The sequence below is a fragment of the Clostridium sp. AF34-13 genome (assembly GCF_003477845.1).
GTDB lineage: Bacteria > Bacillota > Clostridia > Lachnospirales > Lachnospiraceae > Butyribacter > Butyribacter intestini.
Genome location: NZ_QUEB01000010.1, coordinates 19,566 through 45,457, shown reverse-complemented (window position 1 = coordinate 45,457; position 25,892 = coordinate 19,566). Strand labels below are relative to the sequence as shown.

Genomic DNA, 25,892 nt, shown 5'->3' with positions numbered 1-25,892 from the left:
ATGATAATATTTGACATTTTATCTTATATCACCGATATGCTTTTAGCCTTTATTTATCTCAACAGGGCTTTTCACACACGCAGGACAAATATTCCCGCACCCCTGTTTTATGCCGCATTTGTACTGGCTGAATCTGTTTTAATGGCAAACCAGCTTTTATTTCACAATCCTGACAAACAGTTCTCTGTTTTTGTAACCATTTCTTTAAGCATACTTTCCACCTTTGCATTATGTTTTTTGTATGAGACTACTTTACGGCGAAAAGTTATCTACAGTATAATCTTTCAATTTTTTGCTACTTTTTCTGAAGCTACCTTTATGCTCATCATCAAACTTACATCTCCTGATATATTAAAACATGAAACACCATATCTTGTTGCTGTTTTAGGTTTTGGTTCAAAAATAATATTATTTTTGTTTATACTTATTTTTACAATGTTTTCAAAGGATGGCGAAAAATCTGATTTTGAGTATCATATATTCAGTCTCGTCACACCTGTTATATCGTTGATACTGCTTATTGCGATGCCAGCTCAAAATTTTTATAGCAGTAAAATCTCCTTTTATAATATTATTATCTTACCTTGTATTTTGATTTTAAATATTACAAATTATTTTATCCTTGAACGCATAAAATACACGCATAAGCTGGTATTGAAAAACACACAGCTCGAACAGCAGATTAATTTTCAGAAAAACAAATATTCACAGCTTAGTACCACATACAGAAATACACGACGCGTTGTGCACGACACCAAGAAACATCATTTTACCATTTTAAAATACATCGAGGAAAAAAGATATGACGAACTCAACACTTATGTTAAAGCTTCATATGAAGACCTTGAGAATACTTATTCTCTTTTCAACACCGGAAACCTGGTTATCGACTCATTACTAAGCAACTATAGTAACCTGGCTAAAGAAAATAGTATTGTATTCTCTACTTCCTTAAATTTAGAGGCAGTACGCATCCCCATAGAAGATTATGACCTGTGTATAATACTTGGAAATCTTCTTGACAACTGTATCAATGCCTGTAAAAAGCTTGCTGTTTCTGACAGATGGATTAAGCTAAGCATCTATATAGATGCTTATGACAAATTTCGTATAGACTGCTGCAATAGCACCAAAAATCTTCCCAAAAAAATTAAGCCTGACACCTCTTTAGAACATGGCTTCGGCACGACAAATGTTGACCAAACTGTCAAGAAAAACCGTGGCATGATGATAAGCGACATGACCGATGATGAATACACAACCATAATATCCATCCCTATATTAAATTTAAAACAGAAATCCAATTCACAAAAAAAGTGTTGAGATAAAAATCTCTATCTTTGACACCTCTATTTCCGGGTGATAATATGATGATAAGGTTAAGATAGCAATCTACAGCATTAGCTAAGGTTAAAAGTTATTCTGCCCCCAACTTCAACAAACATTCCCGGAGGAGTTTTTTATGAGTACAAATATAATGATAGTAGACGATGAAAAAGATATTGCAGACCTTGTCCAGATATATCTCGAAAACGATGGTTTTAAGGTCTTTAAATTTTACAACGGCAAAGATGCACTCGAATGTGCCCTGCACGAAAAACTCGACCTCGCAATCCTTGATGTAATGCTTCCCGATATTGATGGCTTTTCTCTGTGCAAACAGATACGCAAAGATTATTTTTTCCCTATTATCATGTTGACGGCAAAAAATGAAGATTCTGACAAGATTACAGGGCTTACTCTCGGTGCTGATGACTATATCTGCAAACCTTTCAATCCGCTTGAACTTACCGCCCGTGTAAAAACGCAGCTTCGCCGCTACACCCGTTACAACAAAGCCGATAATGAAAATACTAACACTTTTGCTCCAACAACAGAACATAATATAAGAGGCCTAAACATTTCAAAAAGCAGTCACCGAGTATTTCTGAACAATAAAGAACTTGCCCTCACACCGCTTGAATTTGATATTCTCTGGTATCTGTGTGAACACAAGGGAAATGTGGTGTCATCGGAAGAACTCTTTGAAGCCGTCTGGAAAGAAAAGTACATAGACAGCAACAACACCGTAATGACGCACATTGCAAGACTTCGTGAAAAGCTGCACGAACCTGCCAGAAAACCTAAGTATGTCAAGACGGTATGGGGTGTCGGATATACGATTGATGATTGAAAAGTAAAGAGCCTATTTGTGGTTCAAAAATAATCAACAGAGGTGTCACATGAAAAATAACAGCCTTACTAAAAAACTTATCAAACGATATATGCTTACCGTTATCGGCTTTATCGCACTTGTTTTTATTATATTTATCATCGGAGCGGCAGTCTGCTCCCTCAAAATCTGGTATCCCGATGACCCGGATTACATTATTCTTAAATCAATAAAGACACATAAATGGCTTATCGGAGGTTTTCTGTGCTTTATTACATGGTTTATTGTCACAATATCCTTTCTTGTGAAGTGGACACGATATATCAACGAAATACTTAATGCTTCAAAAAAACTTACCACTCAGGCAGAACAGCCTATCGTTCTGTCAGAAGATTTAAAATCCATTCAGGACGAACTTAATGCCGTAAGAGAAAATGCTGTTCACAATTCCATGCTTGCCAAAGAAGCTGAACAGCGAAAAAATGACCTTATAGTCTATCTCGCCCATGACCTCAAAACACCACTTACAAGTGTTATCGGTTACCTGACATTGTTAGAGGATGAGCCTGATATTCCCAAAAAAACACGCGAAAAATACACCTCGATAGCACTAAATAAAGCCGAACGGCTCGAAGATTTAATAAACGAATTTTTTGATATTACACGCTTCAACCTTACAAACATTGAACTTGATATCGAAAAAGTCAATTTAAGCCGTATGCTCGAACAGATATGCAGCGAATTTCTCCCTATATTATCAGAGCATAAATTAAGCTGGAATCTTGATATTGCACCTGATATAAATCTTATGTGTGACCCCGACAAACTCTCACGGGTGTTTGACAATCTTATCCGCAATGCCGTTAATTACAGCTATCCGGACACCGAAATAACCTGTGTACTCACAAAGCAGGATAAGGATATACATATTCTGTTTAAAAATCATGGCAAGACAATCTCTCCTGAAAAACTCAGCCGTGTATTTGAGCAGTTTTTTAGGCTTGACTCATCCAGAGCCTCATCAACAGGCGGTGCCGGACTTGGACTCGCCATTGCAAAAGAGATTGTTGAACTTCACGGCGGACAGATAAATGCTGCAAGCGAAAATGAGAGCATCAGTTTTGAGGTTGTGTTTAGAAATGACTTATAACGGTCTTATCTATATTTACACACAAAATGCAAGAATATTGTAAGTTTTACTTATGATTTTCTCAAAACAAAATATTTCCTCATAGATTAAAATAATCCCAGATAGCGAAAGTTTCGCTAACACCTAATAACAGTTTAGTGGGAGGAAATATCTATGAGTACAAAAAGATATAAAAGAAGAAAAAGAAATCTTAAAAAACTTACACTTGCAATACTTTTATTTTTTATAATATTCCGTGGTGTTCCTAAAGTAATCGATACGGCATCAAATGCCATAAGTGCCGTTTTAAATAACGGCAGCATTGAAACTGCTAAATCTCACGGAAACATTACTTCAAAAGAACTTTCAGAGGGCATACCTCTCCTTATCCAATGGGATAAACGCTGGAGGGATGCAGCTTACGGAAATTCAGATATAGGAATATCCGGCTGTGCCCCAACCTGTCTTTCAATGGTAATATCCGGACTTACCCGCAACAAACAGATAACACCATATAAAGTTGCAAAATTCGCCGAAAGAAACGGCTATTATATAGAGGGAACAGGTACTTCTTGGAGCCTGATGACCGAAGGTGCATCTGCATTTGGCATAACAGGAACAGAAATTCCACTGAGCAAATACACTGTATTCTCTCATCTTGAAAATAACGACCCCATCATATGCAGCATGAAACCGGGCGATTTTACGACAGCAGGACACTTTATAGTCCTCACCAAAACAGAAAACGGACAGATAAAAGTAAATGACCCCAACAGCCGCTCACGAAGCCGGCTTTGGGACTATGAAACACTCGCAAAACAGATTAAAAATTTATGGGCATTCAGCAAAAACTGATGCCCATATAAAACATTCAATTTATCTCTTTAATATTCCCACAAAGTACATCTTAATCCCCGATGGTATTAACCTTAAAACATTGTTTATTATTCCCGGAACTATAACACCTCTGCCACGCATCAGTCCGTCAACTGCAATTTTTGCCGTTCCTTCTGCTGACATTGCCCATATTGGTGTTTTCAGTCCCTCTTTTTCAAAAAATTTTGTTCTTGTTGTTCCCGGACACAGTGTACTCACGACCACACCTCTTACTGCTGCCTCCTGCCTTATCGCCCTGCTGTAACTGTATATGAAAGACTTGCCCGCAAAATATGTCGAGGTATATGGTCCCGGCTGGAATGCTCCTGTCGAAGCCACATTTAAAATCTTTCCTCTCCCCTTTTCATACATATCACGCAAAAACAATTTACAAAGACAAACCGGTGCAGTCACAATTAACTGTATCATTTTTTTATCGTCTTTTTTATTTATACTTTCAGTCCCACCCGTCAGTCCAAAGCCTGCGTTATTTACAAGTATCTCTATATCCACACCAAGAGTTTTTGCTTTGTGATACAATCTTTCTGCCCCACCTTCAACAGAAAGATCCTGCTCTATCGTAATGATATACCTCGTATTTTTCACAATCTTTGATTTTTTAACTTCAAGTTTTCTTTTTGCTATGGCAAGATTTTTTCTGCTCGATGAAGCAAGTATCACTCCATATCCTCTTTCAAGAAATTCACCTGCCATAGCAAACCCTATACCGCTTGTTCCACCCGTTATCAATACATATTTCATATTATATTCAAACTCCATTTCTGTTTGTTGTGTCTAGTCTAAAGCAAATCACATCAAAAGGATTATTGTTCCCTGATTTTCCACCGATGCTGATTTTGGCACTTATATCATAATGTGAAAAATTCATATATGCAAGATTTTTTACACTATGCACAAAAAATGTGTGCAGAAATAGGAAGTCAAGCAAATATTCATAATCCGCTCTGCTACTTGCCTGATAATGTTAAAATATAATTTTTGTAATTCCTAATACTGATAATCCCAATTATTTATATAATCACCTTCCACATCATAATCAACAGTTATCTTCCTGCCATCATCCGTCTTACCATTAAATGTGATTGACCCAAATGTTGTCAGGTTATTTGAAATATACTCATGTGTATAATAATCTTTTTTTACCTCTTTTACTATATTTATTCCATACAGCTCTTTTATCTGCTTTTTTATTTTAGCAACACTTTCTTTAACACATTTATTCATCTTTGTTTTATCTGCACAGAGCTTTTCATACTTTTTGAACTCAGCCTTAACTTTATCACTCATATTTCCCGATGTAAGCATCCAGTCAATTTTACTGTTCATTGAAATATGAGTATATTTTCCACTTTCAACATCTGTCACAAAATACGCAACATTCAAAGGGCTATCTTGGTCTTCTATGCCAAAATGTATGTTCCATACTCTAATCAATTTACCGTAGTATTTTTCATTAACCAGTTTTGAATTATCTATCCGCCAGTCAATATCAGCTGTTATCATATCCTTTTTTCCTTTAAGACATTCAAACATAAACTTCCAGTTACCGTTTTCCGTTTTATCAATAATATCCCTGAATGTCTTTTTATAATCGTAATCGCTGGATTTTACTTTATCAGAAAGATATTCACCTGTCTTTGGATCTTTATATCTTATAAATGAAATCTCATACCCTTTATAATTATACTTCTCAATAATCTCCTTATCCATTTTTCTTTCACCTTCGGATGGTGTCTCGCCCTCCATACTTTCGCTAGAAACATCTACCCCAACCTTTGCCACATCGGACTCTTTTAGGTCTGATGCCTCAGTCTTTACATTCTGGTACTTCATCGCCCCCATAAGTCCCACACAGCCTGCACCCAGCATGACCGTCGTAGCAATCATTAAAACTTTCTTATTACATCTCATAACTTTTTCCTCCCAATTATTTTTAATTTAAGATTTCATTCTAATTCTACCAGTATTTGTAATTTACATAATATATATAATTACCGACTAAATCATATTGCACTTCTATTTCCTGACCATCATCCATATAGCCATAAATTTCAATCAAACCGTTATTCATCTCATTTTCAGCAAACTTATATTTTTCATAATATGAATCCTTTACTATTTTTACAAGATTTATATTATACACTTCCTTTAATTCTTTTATTATCTTATCCTTATTTTCTTCAATACTCTTATATATTGCTTTTTTGTCATTTGAAATATTTTTACACTTATCTAATTTTTCTTTTACTTCCTGTCTCTTTTCTTTTGACGGAAGTCTCCACTGTTCCGGAGCTTCTAATAATTCTGAGCTTGCTGACCTTATGCCCATTGTATATTTACCTGTTGCTGCAATGGTTGAAAACCAGCCAATCACATCGTAAGATGAAGTATATTTACCCTCATATATCTGTGGTTTTTTAAAACGGATATTACATTCTCTTATAAGTTTTCCATAATACTTTCCATTTACAATTTTATTTTCATCTCTTTTCCAATCTACCTCTGCCGTTATCTGATTTTTCTTCCCTTTCATTTCTTCCAGCATATAATTCCATCCGCTCTTTTCCGCATTGTCAATAATTTCCCTGAATGTCTTTTTATAACCGTAGTCACCGTCCCGCTCTTTGTCCGAAAGATACTCTTTTGTTTTTTGGTCTTTGTATCTTATAAATGAAATTTCATATCCCTTATAAGTATATTTCTCTACAACCTCCTTATCCATCTTCCTTTCAACCTCATCCGGAGTCTCCCCCTCCATAGTAGCACTGGTAACATCAATACCGGCTTTGGCCACCTCAGACTCTTTTATGTCTGATGCCTCTGTCTTTACATTCTGGTATTTCATTGCTCCCATAAGACCTATACAGCCTACACCCAGCATGACCGTCGTAGCAATCATTAAAACTTTCTTATTACATCTCATAACTTTTTCCTCCCTATCTATTATAATTTTTTAAAGTGAATTCCACATCTCTGTTTGCATCAATAATTTTTTTACCTTATAGCCTGCAGGCAGCCGTGACTTTTGACTTTTATCTAAAAATCTCATTCACTTTATGTTACAAAATATACAGCTTTGTCCTTACCAAAAAACAACCATAAGGTTACCAAACGGTAAACATTTCGGATTATAATGGGATTTTCACGGTTACTGTCGTTCCGACTCCCTTTTTAGAACGGTACTCCATTGAGCCGTCATGCTTTTCAACTATCTTCTGGCAAAGTGAAACACCCAGTCCCGTTCCTCCCTGCTTCCTGCTTCTCGACTTATCTACACGATAAAATGGTTCTTTTATCTTCTCAAGTTCCTCTGGCTCCATTCCGCAGCCTGTATCAGTAATCTCGAAAACAGTATTTTTCTCATTTTCATATACATATGTACTTATTTTTCCACCCTCATCTGTTGCCCTGAACGCATTTTCAAATATATTTCTTATGAGCATTTCCAAAAGAAGCTCGTCCCCGAATAAACGGTCAGCCTTAATTTCCCACTCTGCTTTAATATTCTTTTCTGCAAATCTCTTCTCCTGCCACTTTTTAAGCTCATCCGTAAATTTATTCATACTGATATTCTGCTTTTTAATGTCGGAATGTCTTATTACCGCAAGGTCAAGCAGCTCATATGACATATTTTGCAGACGCTTTGCTTCATGTCCTATAAACCCAAGACACTCCATCTTTTCTTCATCGGAAATCTTAGCTCTCTCCATATACTCGACAAAGCCGCAAATCCCTGTTACCGGAGTTTTCATTTCATGTGCAAGATTATCAATAAACCACTGTTTACGCTCTGCCTCATCCATAATCTGTTTCATGTTATTCTCTATCGTTTCTGCCATTATATTTATATTCTTTCCAAGAACAGCAAGCTCATCACTTCCTTTTATATCGGTTCTTGTCTCAAGTTCGCCGCCTGCCATTTTTTTAACTGTCTCATTAAGATTTTCCACCGGTTTTATGCATTTCTGCAAAACAACTATCATAAACAATGCCATAATAATTGATATTACAAGACTTCCAATCGCATAATATATTCTGATATTTTTCCACATACTGTCAAGATTATATAGAGTTTTCTCATATCCAAAATAAAATGTCTTTTTTTTATATTTTTGCAGCTTAAACACCATAAGTCTTGTATGCCCGTCAATATAACACTTTATAACCTTATTGTTTTTAATGCTGTTTTTTTTAGTATTAAAATGAGCCTTATCCGAATAATAAATCTTCTTTTTTTTCTCGCCCTGCCATAGTCCAAGTTCTATCTTCTGCTGTTTATAATAATTGGTATATTTCTGAATTATATTTTTAACATCCTTGTCATTTAACTGTGACTGCTGCATTTCACCATAAATCTGGTCAATTATCATTCCAAAATCCCCGACCGCCTGTTTTTTTTCCGCTGCAATATTTTCCTTATATGTAATTCCAAAAAGCAGATATATCGCAATATTTAAAATCAGCAGTATCGGAATAATAAGCACCACATATAATTTCTGCCATAACTTCATAATAATCTCCTCTTTTTAATCAGTTTCAAGTCTGTAACCAAGCTTATTTATCGTGCAGATTTCCTTTTCAAGCCCTAATTTTTTTCTAAGTTTTCTTATATGAACATCAACCGTTTTTGTATCTCCCATATAGTCCCATCCCCACGCCAGTTCAAGAAGTTTCTCCCTCGACATTGCCATATTTCTATTTAAAATAAGCACTTCCAGAAGCTCATACTCCTGCGGTGCAAGCTGAACTCTCTCCCCATTTTTAAATACATCGTGCCTGTCAAGATTTACCTCAACATCACTTATCTTAAAGACATCATCATTTTTCTTTGCCCTGCGGAGCACTACATTTATTCTTGCGATAAGTTCCAATATCTCAAAAGGCTTTACGATATAATCCTCCGCTCCTATCGAAAGACCGTGCAGTTTATCGTTAAGTTCCCCCTTTGCCGTTACAAATATTACCGGTACATCCTTAGTCTTTTCCATAATCTCAAACCCCGACATTCCGGGCAGCATAACATCCAGCAGCACCAAGTCGAAATCTCCCTTTTCAATCATTTCAAGTCCCTCTTTACCGTCATACACCTGTGTACATTTATGACCTACCATCTTAAGATTTCTTGCAACCATCTCATTTATTGTAGTATCGTCCTCAACAATTAAAATCCCAGCCATAATAAACCTCTTTTCTCAGCAACTTTTTATAAGATGATTATATAATAACAATCTGTTTTGCTCTGCAACAGATTGTCATCTAACTTCACCTCTAGCTCTTGTATTTTTATAACTTCTGCCTATCGCCTGACAGCTATTGTCAAACTTGCGAGTAAACATTAACCAAAACACAGTAACAGTTCATATATAGCATACTACAAAATAGTAACCAAATGATTATCAAATTAATATAATAATATAGATGTTTACGAAACAAATTATATATTGCATTCTATTTGTTATAGCTGTTCAATTTTATAATGTATGATAGTTTCACGGGCATCTATATTCCCTGTCAAAAGGAGACTCTAACATATGTCCATCAAAAACTGCATTAGAAAAGCAACCCAATATAACTGCTGTCTTGACAGAAAAGCAATCTGTATGAAACACTCCTGGGACGAAGTTTCAAAAATGCTCGACACTTTCTGCGACTGTAAAAAATGCCGCAAATGTCAAAAATGCAAAAAACGCCCAAAATGTAAGTGCAGATAACTTGGTTTTGTATATATTTTTTCATATATTAACTTACTTATATATGGTAAAATATATTTAAAAAACAGGAGAAAAAGATGTTTACACCAAAACTTATAGTTACGGATTTAGACGGAACTGCCCTAAATAACAATAAAGAAATAACAGCAGAAACCATAAAAGCCTTTGAACGATGCCGCAAAAAAGGTATTCACATTGCAATCGCAACAGCCAGATACATAGTCGGTGCTTCTTATTATGCAAGAAAACTTCACGCAGATTTTCAGATACTTACCGATGGAACACTTGTATATGAAAACGGCAGACTCGTATATTCACGCACAATGACTAAAGATATGACAAACGACATAATAAACGAACTAAAAAAATATGACTGCACTTCCCACATAGCCATTCCAACAACTACGGCATTGTATAGGTTTCCATCTGATAATACTAACACTACTGCAGACCAAAAAAATGTTGTCAATATCAATGCAGCCTCAAACAGCAAAAAACCTGAAAATCAATCTTTTAACAATATAAAACAGGATCACTCTCCGGGAATTTATTTTGACATAGACAAATCATTTCCCGAAGAAGCGTGCAAGATAGTTGCTCATATATCTGATAACAATATTGCAAAAGCCATTGCCGACAAATGCAGCTGTGAATATTTCCATTACCGTGGTGAAACCACATATACATTTTTTCACAAAAAAGCAAGCAAACTTGATGCCATCAAACATATGGCAGATTATCTTGATATTTCACTTAAAGATATATGTGCTTTTGGTGATGATATAAACGATATTGAGATGATAGAACATTGTGGATACGGCGTTGCGATGGCAAACGCACTTGATATTGTCAAAGAAAAAGCCGACTTTGTTACATTATCAAATGAAGATAACGGTGTTGCAAAAGTGCTGGATGAGTTTTAATACTCATCCGAAGCCTGCTCTAATTTCCTCCTAAACATCGCTTCTCGTTTCAACGCCTTTGGCAGAGACACATCAATAAAAAAGACGAACTACTTTGAAAGCAGTCCGCCTTTTTATTTCTGTCTGTATGACAGTATATTTTCCTCACATCATAAATGTTCAGTAAATTATTTAAGTGTAACCTTAGCACCTTCAGCTTCGATCTTAGCTTTGATGTCTTCAGCTTCTTCCTTAGATGCACCCTCTTTAACAACCTTAGGAGCTCCGTCAACAACTTCCTTAGCTTCCTTAAGTCCTAAACCTGTTACTTCACGAACAACTTTGATAACCTTAACTTTGTTTGGTCCAACTTCTGTAAGCTCTACATCGAACTCATCTTTCTCTGCTGCTCCGTCAGCACCTGCTGCACCTGCTGCAACTACAACACCTGCTGCTGCAGAAACACCAAATTCTTCCTCACAAGCTTTTACTAAATCATTTAATTCTAAAACTGTCATGCCTTTGATAGCATCGATAAATTCCTGAGTTGTCATCTCATTACCTCCATAATAAATATATTTTATAAATTCGTTGCATCAGTCATCTGACTGATGTAGTATCCTGCCGCCGCTCACACCGAAAGTGCAAACATCAGCATTTTCTTTGGAAACCTACCGTTCCCGTTTCGTTCAAATAATTAAGCCTCTGCAGCTCCATCACCCTTTTCAGCGATCTGATTAAGAACACGAGCAAGATTTGTGATAGGTGACTGTAAAGAACCAAGTAACTTGGAAATAAGTTCCTCTCTTGAAGGGATGCTTGCAAGTGCTTTAACACCGTCAACATCGTAGAATGTTCCTTCTACTACTGCACCCTTAAATTCAAGTGCCTCAGCTTCCTTTGCTACATTGTTAAGCACTCTGATAGGAGCTGTTGCATCCTCTTTTGAAATAGCGATAGCAGATGGTCCGTCAAGTAAGTCATCTAACTGAGCAAAATCAGTTCCTTCAAAAGCACGCTTCATAAGTGTGTTCTTGTAAACTTTGTACTCACATCCTGCCTCTCTAAGTCCTTTACGAAGCTTTGTATCCTGCTCTACTGTAAGTCCACGATAATCTACAAGTACAACAGTTGCAGCACCGTCAATCTTTGCCTTAATCTCATCAACTATAGGCTGTTTGATTTCAACTTTTGCCATGAGTAAGTCTCCTTTCCTGGGTTCTCCCCATAATATCCACTGCAGACAGACAATATAGTTTGTCCTGAAAAGTCGATTATATTTAAACGAAACACAATCTCTTTCAGGCAAAATAAAAACCTCGTCGCATAAATCCAGCCGAACGAGGTGAAAATAATTCATATCGAAATTCATCTTCCTCGGTAGGCGTTTGTACTTACACCGGTTCACCGGCACCTACTGTCTACGGCAGTGTGTCCTGCAATTCACAGAACAAAACTAACATTACCACAATATATATATGTGTGTCAAGTGTTTTTTGCGTTTTTATCTCAATTATAGTAACAGTTCAGCACAAAAAAGATAATTGGCAATAAATAAGCTTGCTTATTTTATTGTTTATTATCTTTTTTGGGTAGAATAGCCTTTCATTTATAAATGAAATAAACATAAGCTGCGTAGCAGCGGCTGACAGCTTGCTGGCAGGTTTATGAATATAATAAATGGAAGGCTGAACTGTTACCAATTATATTATTCCCTCGCCTTTCTGTTTATATATTCTGCCTTATATTTAGAATAAACGATAGTCTGATCATGATACAATCCATAATATCCTGACATAAGATAACTTACACTTATTGCAATAAGAAAGAATGGCACAGCTTCATAGCCGAAAAGTTCAAATGCTATCAACATTGATGTTATCGGGCAGTTTGTCACTCCACAGAAAACAGCCATCATAGCAACTGCTGCACAAAGTGACGGTGAAATCCCAAAAATCTGACCGAAAAGGCAGCCAAAAGTCGCCCCTATAAAAAATGACGGTACTATCTCACCACCCTTAAATCCTGCTTCAAGAGTAAGTGCCGTAAAAATTATCTTCCATATAAAAGCCATCGGCTTTACATTTCCATGTATCGCCCTCACTATCACGGGCACGCCTGCCCCCATATAATCGTCCGTATGAAGTATAACAGTGAGTATTATTATGATAATGCTTGAAAAAACTATCCTTATATAGGGATTCTTAATTTTTTCCCTGTAAATGTCGCCGAGACCGTGAAGTACCATACAAAAAATTACACTCAATGCCGCACAGCACATTGCAAGAATGATTATCTTTATGCTCGGTACTATCTGAAATCCCGGTATATGTGCTATATTAAATGTATTAGGTCCTATGCCCATATGTGTTGCAAATTTTGATGCAATTAGTGCCGCAAATACGCATGGCACAAGTGCGGCATAATACATTACCCCAACACTCACAACTTCCATTGAAAATATTGATGCAGCTATCGGAGTCCCAAATATTGCCGAAAACGCCGCACTCATTCCACACATAACTACTATTCGTCTGTCTTTTTCATCAAATCTAAACAATCTTCCAAGCTGATTTCCTATGCTTCCGCCAAGCTGCAATGCTGCTCCCTCTCTGCCTGCCGAACCTCCCAAAAAATGCGTGATAATCGTAGATATAAAAATGAGCGGTGCCATTCTGAAAGGTATTTCTGTTTCCGCATGAATTGTCGATAAGACAAGATTTGTACCCTTATCATTTTTATATTTAAAAATTCCGTAAAGTGCCACTATAATAATACCTCCGAGCGGAAGTGCAAATATTATCTGCGGATGTCCGGTTCTTATCTCTGTCACCACTCTCAGACAATACGCAAACAATGTACTAAAAGAACCGACAACGATTCCTACTATCGCCGAAAAAATCCCCCATCTAATAAATCTGTATATGTTTTTATAAATTCTTGATATGTAAAATTTTATCATCTGATACTTTTTCATTTTATTTGTTATCCTCTATTCATAGATTTGTGACCCATCTCCTGTCAAACACCGACAAAAAATTAAAGCGGTTTGTAATATTACAAAAGATACACAGCAATAATACAATCTGCGACACTAATTTACCTCAAAACCGCTATGCCACTATATCAATTATAATAGAATACTATTTTTTTTGCAAAATGACAAATATTTCATACTTTATCAGTATTCATTATCATTATTAGCCATACCTAACCCATTTGCAATACCACCGGTCTTTTTCTCCCCACAAGATGTAAAATATATTTTTTACATCTTTGATAATGATATTTTATATAAAATTTACAATATTCGTACCATTATCCTATTTTCCTGATTTATTCTTATATATCACTATATTCCAACGGTTTTCACACAACCTTGCCACTCTATTACAACTACATTTTCATTGTACTTTCACCCTTAAACAGTATTTTTTCATCATTTTAAAAAAAAATACATTTTTTCTGTTGACAAAGTAAATAATAAATGATAATATAAAACACATAAACAGTAATAATTACTATTTACTAATGATTAAGCAACAAATTTTTTAACAAAAATCAAACAATATAATTTTTAGAAAAGGAGATTATTATTATGGCAAAATGGGTATGTTCAGTATGCGGTTATGTTTATGAAGGAGATGCAGCTCCTGAAAAATGTCCACAGTGTGGAGTTTCAGCAGACAAGTTTAACAAACAGGAAGAGGGCGAGCTTACATGGGCTGCTGAGCACGTTGTTGGTGTAGCACAGGGCGTAGATGAGGAAATTCTTCAGGGACTCAGAGACAACTTCAACGGCGAATGTTCAGAAGTAGGTATGTATCTTGCTATGGCAAGAGTTGCTCATCGTGAGGGTTATCCTGAAATCGGACTTTACTGGGAGAAAGCAGCCTACGAAGAAGCAGAGCATGCTGCTAAGTTTGCAGAACTTCTCGGCGAAGTTATCACAGACAGCACAAAGAAAAACCTTGAGATGCGTGTAGATGCCGAGTGCGGTGCTACAGCAGGAAAGATGGCTCTTGCTAAAAAAGCTAAAGAACTCGGACTTGACGCAATCCATGATACAGTTCATGAGATGGCTAGAGATGAGGCTAGACATGGAAAAGCTTTCAAAGGCTTACTTGAAAGATATTTCGGTTAATAATTTCTGCGTAAACATCGTATAAAGATTTTTAAAGGAGGAAATCACAAAAGTGTTTTCCTCCTTTTTTGCTATCAACTATATTGACTATAATTTTTCATACTTCCTGTATATCACTGCCTTTTTGACTGCTACACATATTTGATGTCACTCCGGCTTAATCAAGCAGCTCCACTATATTTAAGTCTTTTCTCAATGCCAGATCAACAAATCCCGAACCAACCTGAATAAGTGGTCTTAATATACTGTACTTATTAAACAATACTATTTTTCCTTCCTGACCGTTATTCAGCCGCACTCTGCACTGTATGAAAGTCTGTGCAAGCCTTGATGTAAATATAAGAAGTGCTGACGGATCATATTTATTACCTTCCACTTCATTTAATTGTATCAATACTTCAAAAGGTGACATTCTCTTAAATCCCGGCTCTCTCATAAGCAGCGTATCATAAACATCTGCTATCTCAATAACTCTCTGTATAGGATTTAAGCTTTTATTGTCAACACCGAGTGGAAATCCGGAACCATCTGCGTGTTCATGATGTGTCAAAACAGCCTGCTTTATACTCTGGTCGAGATCCTTATTTTTAACAAGTTCATATCCATACATTGAATGTTTTGAAAAAGCTCCCATTTCAAGTTCCTTGTGAAAGGAAAAATCATCTAACTCATTTTGTGTAAATTTAAGAATCCCTATATCATGCAAAATACCTGTAATCGCAACTTTTTCTATCATATCCTCTCTGTATCCCATCCATCCTGCAAGTATCTGCCCCCACAATGCAACATTAACAGAATGTGTATAAAGACCGGAGGCATTTTCTTTCATCTTCGATAATAAAACGCATAAATTCACTGTATTGTCAGCTTTTGTTACAACTTCATTTAATGACTCCAGCAATTCATTTACATCTATATCCTTATCATTTGACACCATTTTCTTAAGATTTTTCGATACTGTTTCCTCTGCTATACAAAATTTTTCTTTAAATATTTTCTTCTGTTCAGGAGTTATCGTACTTGTTTGTGATTGCCCGTGTGCCAATAAATCATACTCAACATTAACATACTCTATAAGATGTTTTGTAAGCAAAGAAATAATATCAGGTGTAGCTACAGTCCCCGCTCCTATTAAAAATGTCCCTGTTCTAGAATAAATATTATCCTTTATTATCATTCCGCTTTTCAATCGATTCAAGCGAATACGCATTTGTGCCATCCTATTTTCTCCTTTTATAACAATATTCCTTTATTGATAAATATAACTTATATTATACCTTATTATTAAATTTTTTGTACTATTATTTTTTGACATATACCTGCCTTATTGGTATAATATACTATATTAGTAATTATTATTGTTTATACACTTAAAACCTTTTGTTTTTTACCATTATATAGGAGTGATTTTTATGTCAACGATTCGCTACAGCAAACAGCGCGAAGCAATAAAGGACTATCTTAAGTCTGTTACCTGTCATCCGACCGCTGATACAGTTTATTTAAATATCCAAAAAACATTTCCTAATATCAGTCTTGGCACAGTTTACAGAAATCTGAATTTTCTTGTAGAACATGGCGAAGCTATACAGATAGATTGCGGAGATGGATTTGTTCACTTTGATGGCAATCCCATTCCGCACAATCATTTTTTCTGTAGAGCCTGCAAGTGCCTGTTAGATATTAAAATGGACTCCATTGAGCATATCGACATTATTGCAAATGCAAACTTTCCCGGCAAAATAGAAGGACATACAGTTATTTTTCACGGTCTTTGCGAAAAATGCTGCCAAAAGGAACATTGCTAAATATTTAGCTTTTCAAATGTTGCCTTCAAAACGGATATATCTGCATCCTTACTGATATGCATTGTTATTCCCATTTCCTCCGAAAATACGGAATCTTCTATATAATGGGTTTTTGACAGGGCTATTATAGGCAGATATATCCCTTTTTCTTCTTTTCGTATTTCTAGTGCAAGTTCATAACCACTTATTTCCGGAAGCTGTGCATCAGTTATTATGGCACAATAATACCCCTCTCCTTTTTCCCTGTATATCATAAGTGCTTCTTTTCCCGTTGAAGCACATTCTACATCAAATCCCAGACATATCAGCTTTTGTCTGAGTGTATTTTGGGATGTTATTAAATTTTGTACTATTAAAACTCTTTTTGTCTGGTTTTTATTTTTTTGTCTGATAAATTTCAATGCCTGGTTTTCTGAAAGATAATTATTATCCTCACAATAATCCTTTTCTGTTGACAACGGAACACTTATCGTACACTTTGTTCCATTTTCAAGTTTACTATCAACCTTTAAATCTCCATTCAAAACTCTTATGGAATTTTTTGTTATCCAAAGACCAAGCCCGATTCCATGTCCATTCTGTTTATTGTCATGTTCAAATATGATACTTTTTAATGCATTATCAATATATTGTTTTTCAATTCCCGGACCATTGTCCTCCACTATTATTTCATATATTGATAAATTTCCAAATTTTTGTTTTCCCTCTATTACCGTAACTTTTATAATCCCGTTTTTATATGTATATTTAACTGCATTAAGCACAATATTTTTAATTGCCTGCTTTAATCTCATTTTGTCTGTATATACATTATCCTGTGATATGTCATCCATATTTACAATAAGTTCATGCCCTTTTTCGATTATATCTTCTTCTATTTCACCAATTATTTCTTCAATGAGTTCGCTAATAGAAATTTTTTCATATAAAAGTCTTGTGTCTCCGACTGCTATCCTGCTTACATCCAACATCCTATTTATATTTTCCAGCAATACATCTGAGGCATTTCTTATCTTACTTATATATTTATCATTGTCATGATAATATTTTTTAGATGTCCACAACATATCAGTTATCCCGATAATATAATTTACCGGAGTTTTCATATATTGTCCCATATGCTTCAAAAAGGCACTTTTCGCTTCATTTGCCACTTTAGAAATATCATAAGCACACTTTAATGATTTATTCTCCATGCTTCCAAATTCTTCCCTGAAAATACATATGCAATATTCGGGTTCTCCTGCGATATAAAATTGTGCAGAAAAATTTCCTCCAAGTTCTTCATTATACAAAGAAATTATCTCTGCCTTTTTTATCCCCGCAAAAATATCCGATATTACCATCTTAATTTCATCATATCTGTCTCGAAAAATTTTCAAAAGAACATTTGATTCAAAACTGTCTGTTAAACTCTTTTTGTTCTTAAATGCCTTATTTAAATATACTTCTTCAAAGCCATCTTCTCTGTCTAAATTCCGTTTGACAACCACCATGCAGTCAGGCATATTGTCAAACGCTCCTGTAAAATCCAAACCTTATCCTCCATTATCACATCTGAAGTCCTCTGTACTCCACACAAGTTGAAAACACAATAAGTGTTTTTGTCCTGCCATACTTTTGTAATTCTCCTATAAACTGATCTAATTCATCCGTGCTTGGAAATAATACTTCAAGCAGCATTGAATAATCACCTGTTACACAATTACATTCTACAACATTTTTGCAACTGTTTATATATGGATAAAAATCTTTTTTGTCGATTGGTGACACCTCAAGATTAATAAATGCTTTTATATGATACCCTAACTTGATTGGATTGATTCTTGCATGAAACCCCTCTATATATCCGTTCTGAACAAGTGTATCTATTCGTGCCGAAACAGCCGGAGAGGAAAGATATACTTTCTGTGCAATCTCTTTCAAAGACATTCTTGCATTTTCCTGAAGCATTGTTATTATCATTTTATCTATGTTGTCTAATTCATCGTTTTTCATTTTTTCTCCAATCCTATATCGTATTAACCCTTAAATCCTAATATTTTTTGCTTAATAAAATTAAGTTTTTTATTTTTCTACTTATTATAATAGCACATTTCCCGTTAATTATGTTAATTTATTTCAACTTAACTTTTCCCCCTTGACCTTAATTCCTTTTAATAGTATCATCACAACTGTTGATGTTGAGACAATCGAAGGAAACTTTCCTTGATTTTCTTATATATTTTAATTTAATATTTTTTAACGCCCAAAAGAAATCAGGACAAATACTTATGTGTTTCCTGATTTTTTTATTTGCTTTTTACTTATTTATCCTTAATCTTTATCCGTTAATTTTTTAGTTTTTCAAAAAAACACCCTGTTTCTACAAAAAATGATATTTTTTAAATTTTTGTTCACATTTAATTAACAAAAATAACATTGCAAGTTCACATTCCCTTGTTATTATAACATCATCAAATGAAACGAAATCATTTGATAGTGCTTAAATTTTTTTCATACCTTCTCCTTAAGAATCGTCACTCCAGGCGATTCTTATTTTTTTATCTAAATTACGATAACATTTTATCCCCCCCAATTTTCCATAATGTGTTATACTTTTTTATGTGTGGTTGCGAATTTATTTGCAATACACTATATTGCATATGGTTTGTGCAAAGCACCTTTGCACCACCATGATTCCATTTTAAAAGAACTTAATGTAATTTAAAATAACGGAGGTAACAATGAAAGATAAATTTTTAAAAGCTGCCGCCATCACCCCTGACATAAGAGTCGGTGATACGGATTTTAATACAGAAAACATTATAAAAGCAATGATTGAAGCTCATAAACTTGATGTAAAACTTGCCGTTTTCCCTGAGCTTGTAATATCAGGTTATACCTGTAATGACCTTTTCTTACAGGATATTCTTCTCAAAGGCTCGCTTGACGGTCTGAAAAAGATAATCAAGGCATCTGAAAATCTTGATATGGTAACAATAGTCGGACTGCCATTTCTTAATAATTTTAAACTTTACAATGTCGCCGCTGTAGTATTTAACGGCACACTGCTCGGACTCGTTCCAAAACAACATATTCCGAATTATTCAGAATTTTACGAAGCAAGGCATTTTGCAGTCGGACCTAAAGAAGTTTCTTATATAGATATACCTGAACTTGGTTATGAATTAGAAGATTCCGGCTCATTTGTCTCATTTGGTGCAAATCTGCTGTTCAAAGCAAAAAATCTCCCGGAACTTGTCATAGGCATAGATATATGCGAGGATTTATGGATGCCGGTTCCGCCATCATGTTATCATGCCATGGCATCAGCGACCGTTATCGCAAATCTTTCAGCAAGCGATGAAACAACAGGCAAAGACCTTTACAGGCGTGAACTCGTAAAAAACCAGTCAGCACGACTTATTAGCGGCTACATCTATGCAGATGCCGGTGAGGGCGAATCCTCAACAGACCTCGTCTTTGCAGGACACAATCTTATAGCCGAAAACGGAAGTATTCTCTCTGAAACAAAACGCTTTGAAAACGGTATGACAATAAGCGAGATTGATCTTGGCAGACTTGTTAGCGAACGCAGGAGAATGTCCACTTTTACCATCAATGATCCTGAAACAAACGGATATGAGGTAGCTGAATTTGAATTTAAAAACATTTGCGACACAACTCTCACCCGTCACTTTGAGAAAACACCATTTGTACCTAATGATAAAAATGACCGTGACCGCCGATGCGACGAAATACTTAATATTCAGGCAAAAGGATTAAAAAAGCGACTTGAACACACACATTGTAAATCAGCCGTAATCGGTATTTCAGGCGGACTTGACTCAACACTTGCACTCTTAGTTACAGCAAAAGCCTTTGATATGCTCGGCCTTGACAGAAGCGGCATCTGTGCAGTAACAATGCCATGTTTTGGAACAACCGACCGAACTTACCAGAATGCGTGCATCCTTACCGAAAAAATCGGTGCAACACTAAAAGAAGTACCTATTCATGAAGCAGTTAATCTTCATTTCAGGGATATAGGGCATGACAGTTCAATCCATGATGTAACTTACGAAAACTCTCAGGCAAGACAGCGTACCCTTATCCTTATGAACCTTGCCAATGAGCTAAACGGAATGGTAATAGGAACAGGTGATATGTCAGAGCTTGCACTCGGATGGGCAACCTACAACGGTGACCATATGTCAATGTACGGTGTCAACTGCTCCGTACCAAAAACACTTGTAAGATACCTTGTCTTGTATTATGCCGAAACAACACCTGACAAACAGCTTCACGATGTACTTATGGATGTACTCGACACTCCTGTAAGCCCTGAACTTCTTCCGCCTGACAAAGACGGAAAAATCGCACAGAAAACAGAAGACCTTGTCGGTCCATATGAATTGCACGATTTCTTCTTATATTATATTATGCGATTTGGCTACACTCCGTCAAAGATATACCGCCTTGCAAAATACACATTTGACGGTGACTACGACAAAGAAACCATATATAAATGGCTCAGAACATTTTACTGGCGTTTCTTTGCACAGCAGTTCAAACGCTCATGCCTGCCTGACGGGCCAAAAGTCGGAAGTGTTGCACTCTCTCCGCGAGGTGACTGGCGTATGCCTAGTGATGCATCAGTCAATATGTGGATAAAGGATATAGAAACACTTGAAAAAGAGTTATAACTGACTTGGAAAAGGTAATTATTAAAACATTTCTTTACCAATATACCCCCCGTGTAATGTAAAAAAATATACTTTACATTACACGGGGGGTATTTTAATTGGATTTTACTTTGAACATTCCTTTAAATACTTTGCTGCCGCATCCTCACTTAAACTAAACTTTTTTATAATCTGTTTTTTTATTTCACTTTCAGACATATTCAAATCTTTTAATATTCCGATTGCTCCAATAATTCCTTCGCTTCTTCCATTTTCTTCGCCAAGTAATATTCCCTCACTAATGCCACGATTATACATCTTCTTCGCTTCTGTCTCTATTACTTTTCCTCCCATAATTCCTTCAACTCCTTTCCTTATTCTCTCATACTTCCTTGCTATATTATCAACTACTTTTTTTGACAGCTCTACTATTATCCTGTTTTCAAGTTCGGTCATTTTACCCTGATGTGTCAGTTCTTCCATTTTAACACATATTTCCTTAAATTCATCTACAAGCCCCTGTAATAATTTTTCATCCTCATTATACTTCGGAAAGTTTGCTTCATGCGTAAATATATAAATATGAACAATACCACCGATTTAATAGAGGTGGAGTATCCCACCTACTCCACCTCTATCGTCTTCCCAAGCGAAAATGAATAAATAATCTTTTCGTTCACCTTTTTACCGGTTACACTCTCTATCGCTCTCGCATAGTAATCAAGCTGTGTTTTATACCTTTCTACCAGTTTTTCTTCCTGTCCTTTCATGACAAAATCTGTCTTGTAATCAACAAGTATTATATCCTCGCCCTCATAGAAAAATGCATCAATAATTCCCTGAATCATTATAAGCTCATCACTGTCACTATTGTCAGGATATACTTCATTTGCGGGTATTCCTATCATAAACGGCTGCTCTCTTTTAAGTTCCCCTGTTTCTGCTGCCGCCCTCATCCTGCCGCATAATCTGCTCTTTGCAAACCACTCAAATTTCTTTACATTCAACGCTTTTGCATCTTCTTCGGTCATATAACCGCCCTGCACAAGTTCTTCAATAAACAGTGCAAAGTCAAAATCTTTGTCAAGTCTTTCATACGGAATATGTTCCATAACAAGATGATAGAGTGTTCCCCTTGCGGCACCCGTCTTTACTTCCTCTTTTTTCATAAAGTCAGGCCGTGGTATATCTGCATATTTGCTTTCTGCTACATTCTCATTATTTTTACCGTCTAATGAACACTCCTCATGCAAGCCGTCAAAAAGCGAAATTTCCTCCTCTCTTACCGGATTTTCCTCAACATCTCCAGCATTAAACTCGTCAAGTTTTTCCATCGCTATTCTTTTAAGTTCAGATACAGACACTTTAACAGGTATTCCAAGTTCATTTTCATATTTATACGAAAATTCCAAGTTCTGTGCTATATAATCTTTCATTTCTTTATCATAAACTTTTGACGCATCCCAGTTTATAAGTTCTTTTTCTTTTTGTTTTGCTATCTCATGGTTTTCCTTTGATACGCTTACAATATTATTGACTGATACCACCTCAAGGTCAAAAAGTTCATCATTTGTTCCATACACTTTTTCAGATTCCAGCTCTTCTATGCACTCCTTAAAAACAGGTCTGTCAGCTATCGCAGCCATTATCATGTCTATGTGCTTTGTAAGTGACAAAAGTCCCGAAAATTCAAGGTTTTGCCCTTTTTCTTTCCATGTCGTTATCTTCTTTTTTCCCTCTCCTCTTGCTCCCATGTTTCCCTGCAGAATATTTGCAGACACTCCGGTTAAAAACAGTTTTTCTTCGGCTCTTGTCATCGCAACATAAAGCATTCTTACTTCCTCGGCAAGTGCATTAACTTTTATCCTGCTTCTGAGGAAATTATTGAACAGACTTTTTTCGGTGTACATAAGTTTAAGATTTACATAATCAGTTCCGACACCATAGTCCGAATTTATTATAACCTTGTCGTTTGCCTCCATGAGATTTACACTTTTTCCAAGTCCTGACACAAATACAACCGGAAACTGAAGTCCCTTGCTTTTGTGCATTGTCATTATCCTTACTGCGTTCATGCTCTCATTGTTTACCGATGCTTCTCCAATATCAAGCGCCGCCTTTTTTATATTCTCGACAAAATGTGTAAACTTAAATATTCCATGCTGCCCGTTTGCTGCATAATCCCTCGCCTGTCCCAGTAAAATATCGAGATTTGCCGCCCTCTTTTCGCCCGCCGGCATTGCCGACATAATATCATAAAAATCAGTTTCATCATAAATTGTCTGTATTATCTTATCGACCGGAAGTTCTTTTGCCAATTCACGATAATAATTTAATTTATCCATAAAATCTTCCAGTCTGTCTGCCAGCTCATCTGCTTCTTTTTCATCAAGAACTATATTTGTCATATACTTTTCTGTGCCGTCTTCTTTTCTCACTGTCTTTACAAAAAGGCTCATTGCATCCCAATAATCAAGAGTCCTCGGCATTACGGCTATCGCCGCAAGTTCATCATCACTAAGTCCCACAAAGACCGAGCGAAGCACTGACACAAGCGGTATATCCTGTCTCGGATTGTCTATTATCCTGAGCAGATTTGTCATTGTGAGAATTTCTATCGACTCATAAAATCCTGCTTTCGTGCCTGCCGACACTGGTATTCCCATATCAGACAATGTTTCAAGAAACGGCTCTGTCCAACCCTGAACGCTCCTTAAAAGTATTACAATATCGCTGTATGTAACCCTGTGATAACCCTGTTTTCCCCATACATAAAGAGGATTTTCACCCTGCACCATCTCAATTATCTTATTTCCGATTGCTGCGGCCTCAAGCTCTTTGTCCATCATTCCATCGTCATTATCTGCTTTTTTGTCAATAAGAATAATTGACGCTTTTTCTGCCGTTTTTTTGTCTGTCTCCTCGTAAACCCGCCCCGGCACAAGTCTTGCCGCTTCGTCATACTCAACACCGCCAAGACACGGCTTCATTATCTTCTCAAAGACAGCATTTGAACTTTCAAGCACACAAGCCCTGCTTCTGAAATTCTGCTTTAAATCAATTCTATGCTCCTTTGTTCCACCCTCAAGACTGTAGCTGTTATATTTGTTCATAAACAATTCCGGTCTTGCCAGCCTGAAACCGTAAATACTCTGCTTTACATCACCTACCATAAACATATAAGGAGCTGTTGCAGGCTCTCCCGAAATGCTGGTAAGTATAAGCTCCTGAACATAATTGCTGTCCTGATACTCATCCGTCATTATCTCCTGATAATACTCCCTGAGTTCTTCTGCCACCTTGCTCGGAACTACCTCACCTTCCTTATTTTCACTCGTCAGTATTGCAAGGGCAAAATGCTCCATATCATTAAAATCAATAACCCCGTCCTCTCTTTTTCGCTTTGCAAACGCATGGATAAAATCAATCGTCAGCTTAACAAGTTCCTCCACGGCAGGTGCCATCTCATTTAATTCCTGTATCTGCTGCTCCAAAGTTTTATTGAAAAATTTCTCCTGAAGTTTTATCATTCCTCCCTGACTTGAAAAATAAGCGTCCCTGAACGCACTTGCCATGTCCTTTTTCTCTGCATCGACATTGTCTTTCTTTGTAATTCTGCCCTTATCCATCCTTGAAACTTTTCCAAATGCCGCCGACAATTCTTCAAAATTCTCCGCCTTGCATATATCATCAAACTGCCTTATGTCATCCTCAAAAGCTGCTCTGTATTTTGCCGGACCGTCAGGCTCATCACATATTTTTATTGCTTTTTCGGCAAGTAATTTGTATGAATTTACAAGCTCCTTAACATAACTTACAAGCTCGCCTATCCATTTAGTCTTTTCGAGTGACTGCACATTCTCACATTTATATATGTCCGTAATCGAATTGAGCCACTTTTCAGGCCACGGGTAACTCATGGCTTTTCCATATAATTCAAGCACAATCGACTCAATCTTGCTGTCATCACGGCCGTGAGCAAACATTTCTGAAAATAGATGAAACGCTGAATTTTCATTATCTTTTTCCGTTTCATAACGCTGTTCGATAAGCTCAGCAAGAATTTCACTCTGAGCAATCTTCATATCATTCTCATTTGCAACCTTAAAAGCAGGGTCAATATCTATCACATGAAAATAATTTCTTATGACATACTGACAAAAACTGTGCATTGTCGTAATCTGTGCATTATGAAGAAGCGAAGCCTGTCTTTGGAGATGTTCATTGTCAGGTTCTTCAAGAAGCCTGCTCTCTATAGCTTCACCCACTCTTGTTTTCATCTCTACTGCCGCCGCATTTGTAAAGGTAACCACCAGCAATCTATCAATATCCACATTGTTTTTTTCATCAGTTATCATTTTTATAATTCGCTCAACTAACACCGCAGTCTTGCCCGAACCAGCCGCCGCTGAAACTAAAAGATTGCAATTTCTCGCATCAATAACTCTCTGCTGGTCATCCGTCCATCTTGTATCGCCCATA

Annotated in this window: 21 protein-coding genes and 1 other annotated feature; of the genes, 8 read left to right on the top strand and 13 right to left on the bottom strand. The window is 36.3% G+C overall.

Annotated elements, in window-relative coordinates; genetic code table 11:
* The 4 genes from DWZ63_RS09605 (at nucleotide 1) to DWZ63_RS09590 (ending at nucleotide 4,136) form a co-directional block, all read left to right on the top strand.
* Nucleotides 1-1,323, top strand: a complete 1,323-nt coding sequence (locus tag DWZ63_RS09605) for an ATP-binding protein (RefSeq protein WP_118499714.1) — start codon at nucleotides 1-3, stop codon at nucleotides 1,321-1,323.
* Nucleotides 1,324-1,462: 139 nt separating this feature from the next.
* Nucleotides 1,463-2,173 carry a VanR-ABDEGLN family response regulator transcription factor gene (vanR, locus tag DWZ63_RS09600; protein ID WP_055946307.1) on the top strand — a complete coding sequence of 237 codons (711 nt, stop codon included), beginning with the start codon at nucleotides 1,463-1,465 and terminating at the stop codon, nucleotides 2,171-2,173.
* 49 nt (nucleotides 2,174-2,222) lie between these two features.
* Nucleotides 2,223-3,302, top strand: coding sequence for a vancomycin resistance histidine kinase VanS (vanS, locus tag DWZ63_RS09595; RefSeq protein ID WP_118499713.1), 1,080 nt, complete (start codon nucleotides 2,223-2,225; stop codon nucleotides 3,300-3,302).
* Between the two features lie 153 nt (nucleotides 3,303-3,455).
* Nucleotides 3,456-4,136 (top strand): C39 family peptidase, encoded by a 681-nt coding sequence (locus tag DWZ63_RS09590; RefSeq protein ID WP_055946301.1) that lies wholly within the window; start codon nucleotides 3,456-3,458, stop codon nucleotides 4,134-4,136.
* 21 nt (nucleotides 4,137-4,157) lie between these two features.
* Here the strand turns inward: DWZ63_RS09590 and DWZ63_RS09585 are convergent, their stop codons facing one another.
* The 5 genes from DWZ63_RS09585 to DWZ63_RS09565 form a co-directional block, all read right to left on the bottom strand.
* Complete coding sequence (locus DWZ63_RS09585) at nucleotides 4,158-4,919, bottom strand: SDR family NAD(P)-dependent oxidoreductase (RefSeq protein WP_118499712.1); 762 nt, start codon at nucleotides 4,917-4,919, stop codon at nucleotides 4,158-4,160.
* 246 nt (nucleotides 4,920-5,165) lie between these two features.
* The gene (locus DWZ63_RS09580; protein ID WP_118499711.1) at nucleotides 5,166-6,089 is read right to left on the bottom strand and encodes a hypothetical protein; all 924 of its coding nucleotides are present in this window, start codon (nucleotides 6,087-6,089) and stop codon (nucleotides 5,166-5,168) included.
* Between the two features lie 46 nt (nucleotides 6,090-6,135).
* A complete protein-coding gene (locus DWZ63_RS09575; protein ID WP_118499710.1) occupies nucleotides 6,136-7,101 on the bottom strand; it encodes a hypothetical protein in 966 nt (321 codons plus the stop codon).
* A gap of 205 nt (nucleotides 7,102-7,306) precedes the next feature.
* Complete coding sequence (locus DWZ63_RS09570; RefSeq protein ID WP_118499709.1) at nucleotides 7,307-8,689, bottom strand: HAMP domain-containing sensor histidine kinase; 1,383 nt, start codon at nucleotides 8,687-8,689, stop codon at nucleotides 7,307-7,309.
* A 15-nt stretch (nucleotides 8,690-8,704) separates the two neighbouring features.
* Nucleotides 8,705-9,355 (bottom strand): response regulator transcription factor, encoded by a 651-nt coding sequence (locus DWZ63_RS09565; protein ID WP_118499708.1) that lies wholly within the window; start codon nucleotides 9,353-9,355, stop codon nucleotides 8,705-8,707.
* A gap of 611 nt (nucleotides 9,356-9,966) precedes the next feature.
* On the opposite strand from DWZ63_RS09565, the gene DWZ63_RS09560 reads away from it, so the two are divergent.
* A complete protein-coding gene (locus tag DWZ63_RS09560; protein WP_118499706.1) occupies nucleotides 9,967-10,812 on the top strand; it encodes a Cof-type HAD-IIB family hydrolase in 846 nt (281 codons plus the stop codon).
* Between the two features lie 167 nt (nucleotides 10,813-10,979).
* Here DWZ63_RS09560 and rplL read toward each other — a convergent pair whose 3' ends face one another.
* From rplL to DWZ63_RS09545, 3 genes are all read right to left on the bottom strand, one after another.
* Complete coding sequence (gene rplL / locus DWZ63_RS09555; protein WP_022014116.1) at nucleotides 10,980-11,345, bottom strand: 50S ribosomal protein L7/L12; 366 nt, start codon at nucleotides 11,343-11,345, stop codon at nucleotides 10,980-10,982.
* Nucleotides 11,346-11,488: 143 nt separating this feature from the next.
* The gene (gene rplJ / locus DWZ63_RS09550; protein WP_022014117.1) at nucleotides 11,489-11,989 is read right to left on the bottom strand and encodes a 50S ribosomal protein L10; all 501 of its coding nucleotides are present in this window, start codon (nucleotides 11,987-11,989) and stop codon (nucleotides 11,489-11,491) included.
* 104 nt (nucleotides 11,990-12,093) lie between these two features.
* Nucleotides 12,094-12,236, bottom strand: a sequence feature (ribosomal protein L10 leader region).
* A 263-nt stretch (nucleotides 12,237-12,499) separates the two neighbouring features.
* Nucleotides 12,500-13,768, bottom strand: a complete 1,269-nt coding sequence (locus DWZ63_RS09545; RefSeq protein ID WP_055946282.1) for a chloride channel protein — start codon at nucleotides 13,766-13,768, stop codon at nucleotides 12,500-12,502.
* A 621-nt stretch (nucleotides 13,769-14,389) separates the two neighbouring features.
* Between DWZ63_RS09545 and DWZ63_RS09540 the strand changes: the two genes are divergently transcribed.
* Nucleotides 14,390-14,935, top strand: a complete 546-nt coding sequence (locus tag DWZ63_RS09540; RefSeq protein ID WP_022014119.1) for an NADH peroxidase — start codon at nucleotides 14,390-14,392, stop codon at nucleotides 14,933-14,935.
* A 157-nt stretch (nucleotides 14,936-15,092) separates the two neighbouring features.
* Here DWZ63_RS09540 and DWZ63_RS09535 read toward each other — a convergent pair whose 3' ends face one another.
* Complete coding sequence (locus DWZ63_RS09535; protein ID WP_118499705.1) at nucleotides 15,093-16,154, bottom strand: HD domain-containing phosphohydrolase; 1,062 nt, start codon at nucleotides 16,152-16,154, stop codon at nucleotides 15,093-15,095.
* 193 nt (nucleotides 16,155-16,347) lie between these two features.
* On the opposite strand from DWZ63_RS09535, the gene DWZ63_RS09530 reads away from it, so the two are divergent.
* Nucleotides 16,348-16,743: a transcriptional repressor gene (locus tag DWZ63_RS09530; RefSeq protein WP_055946277.1), complete on the top strand. Its 396-nt coding sequence runs from the start codon at nucleotides 16,348-16,350 to the stop codon at nucleotides 16,741-16,743.
* Here the strand turns inward: DWZ63_RS09530 and DWZ63_RS09525 are convergent.
* Nucleotides 16,740-18,278 (bottom strand): hybrid sensor histidine kinase/response regulator, encoded by a 1,539-nt coding sequence (locus DWZ63_RS09525; RefSeq protein ID WP_118499703.1) that lies wholly within the window; start codon nucleotides 18,276-18,278, stop codon nucleotides 16,740-16,742. The two genes, DWZ63_RS09530 and DWZ63_RS09525, sit on opposite strands and share 4 nt — an antisense overlap.
* Before the next feature lie 16 nt (nucleotides 18,279-18,294).
* Complete coding sequence (locus DWZ63_RS09520) at nucleotides 18,295-18,741, bottom strand: Lrp/AsnC family transcriptional regulator (protein ID WP_022014123.1); 447 nt, start codon at nucleotides 18,739-18,741, stop codon at nucleotides 18,295-18,297.
* Nucleotides 18,742-19,469: 728 nt separating this feature from the next.
* Here DWZ63_RS09520 and DWZ63_RS09515 point away from each other — a divergent pair.
* Nucleotides 19,470-21,431, top strand: coding sequence for an NAD(+) synthase (locus tag DWZ63_RS09515; protein WP_118499701.1), 1,962 nt, complete (start codon nucleotides 19,470-19,472; stop codon nucleotides 21,429-21,431).
* Nucleotides 21,432-21,536: 105 nt separating this feature from the next.
* Here DWZ63_RS09515 and DWZ63_RS09510 read toward each other — a convergent pair whose 3' ends face one another.
* Together DWZ63_RS09510 and addA are read right to left on the bottom strand one after the other, a co-directional pair.
* Complete coding sequence (locus tag DWZ63_RS09510; RefSeq protein WP_055946268.1) at nucleotides 21,537-21,893, bottom strand: hypothetical protein; 357 nt, start codon at nucleotides 21,891-21,893, stop codon at nucleotides 21,537-21,539.
* Nucleotides 21,894-22,033: 140 nt separating this feature from the next.
* Nucleotides 22,034-25,891, bottom strand: coding sequence for a helicase-exonuclease AddAB subunit AddA (gene addA / locus DWZ63_RS09505; RefSeq protein ID WP_182431483.1), 3,858 nt, complete (start codon nucleotides 25,889-25,891; stop codon nucleotides 22,034-22,036).
* Between the last annotated feature and the right edge of the window lies 1 nt (nucleotide 25,892).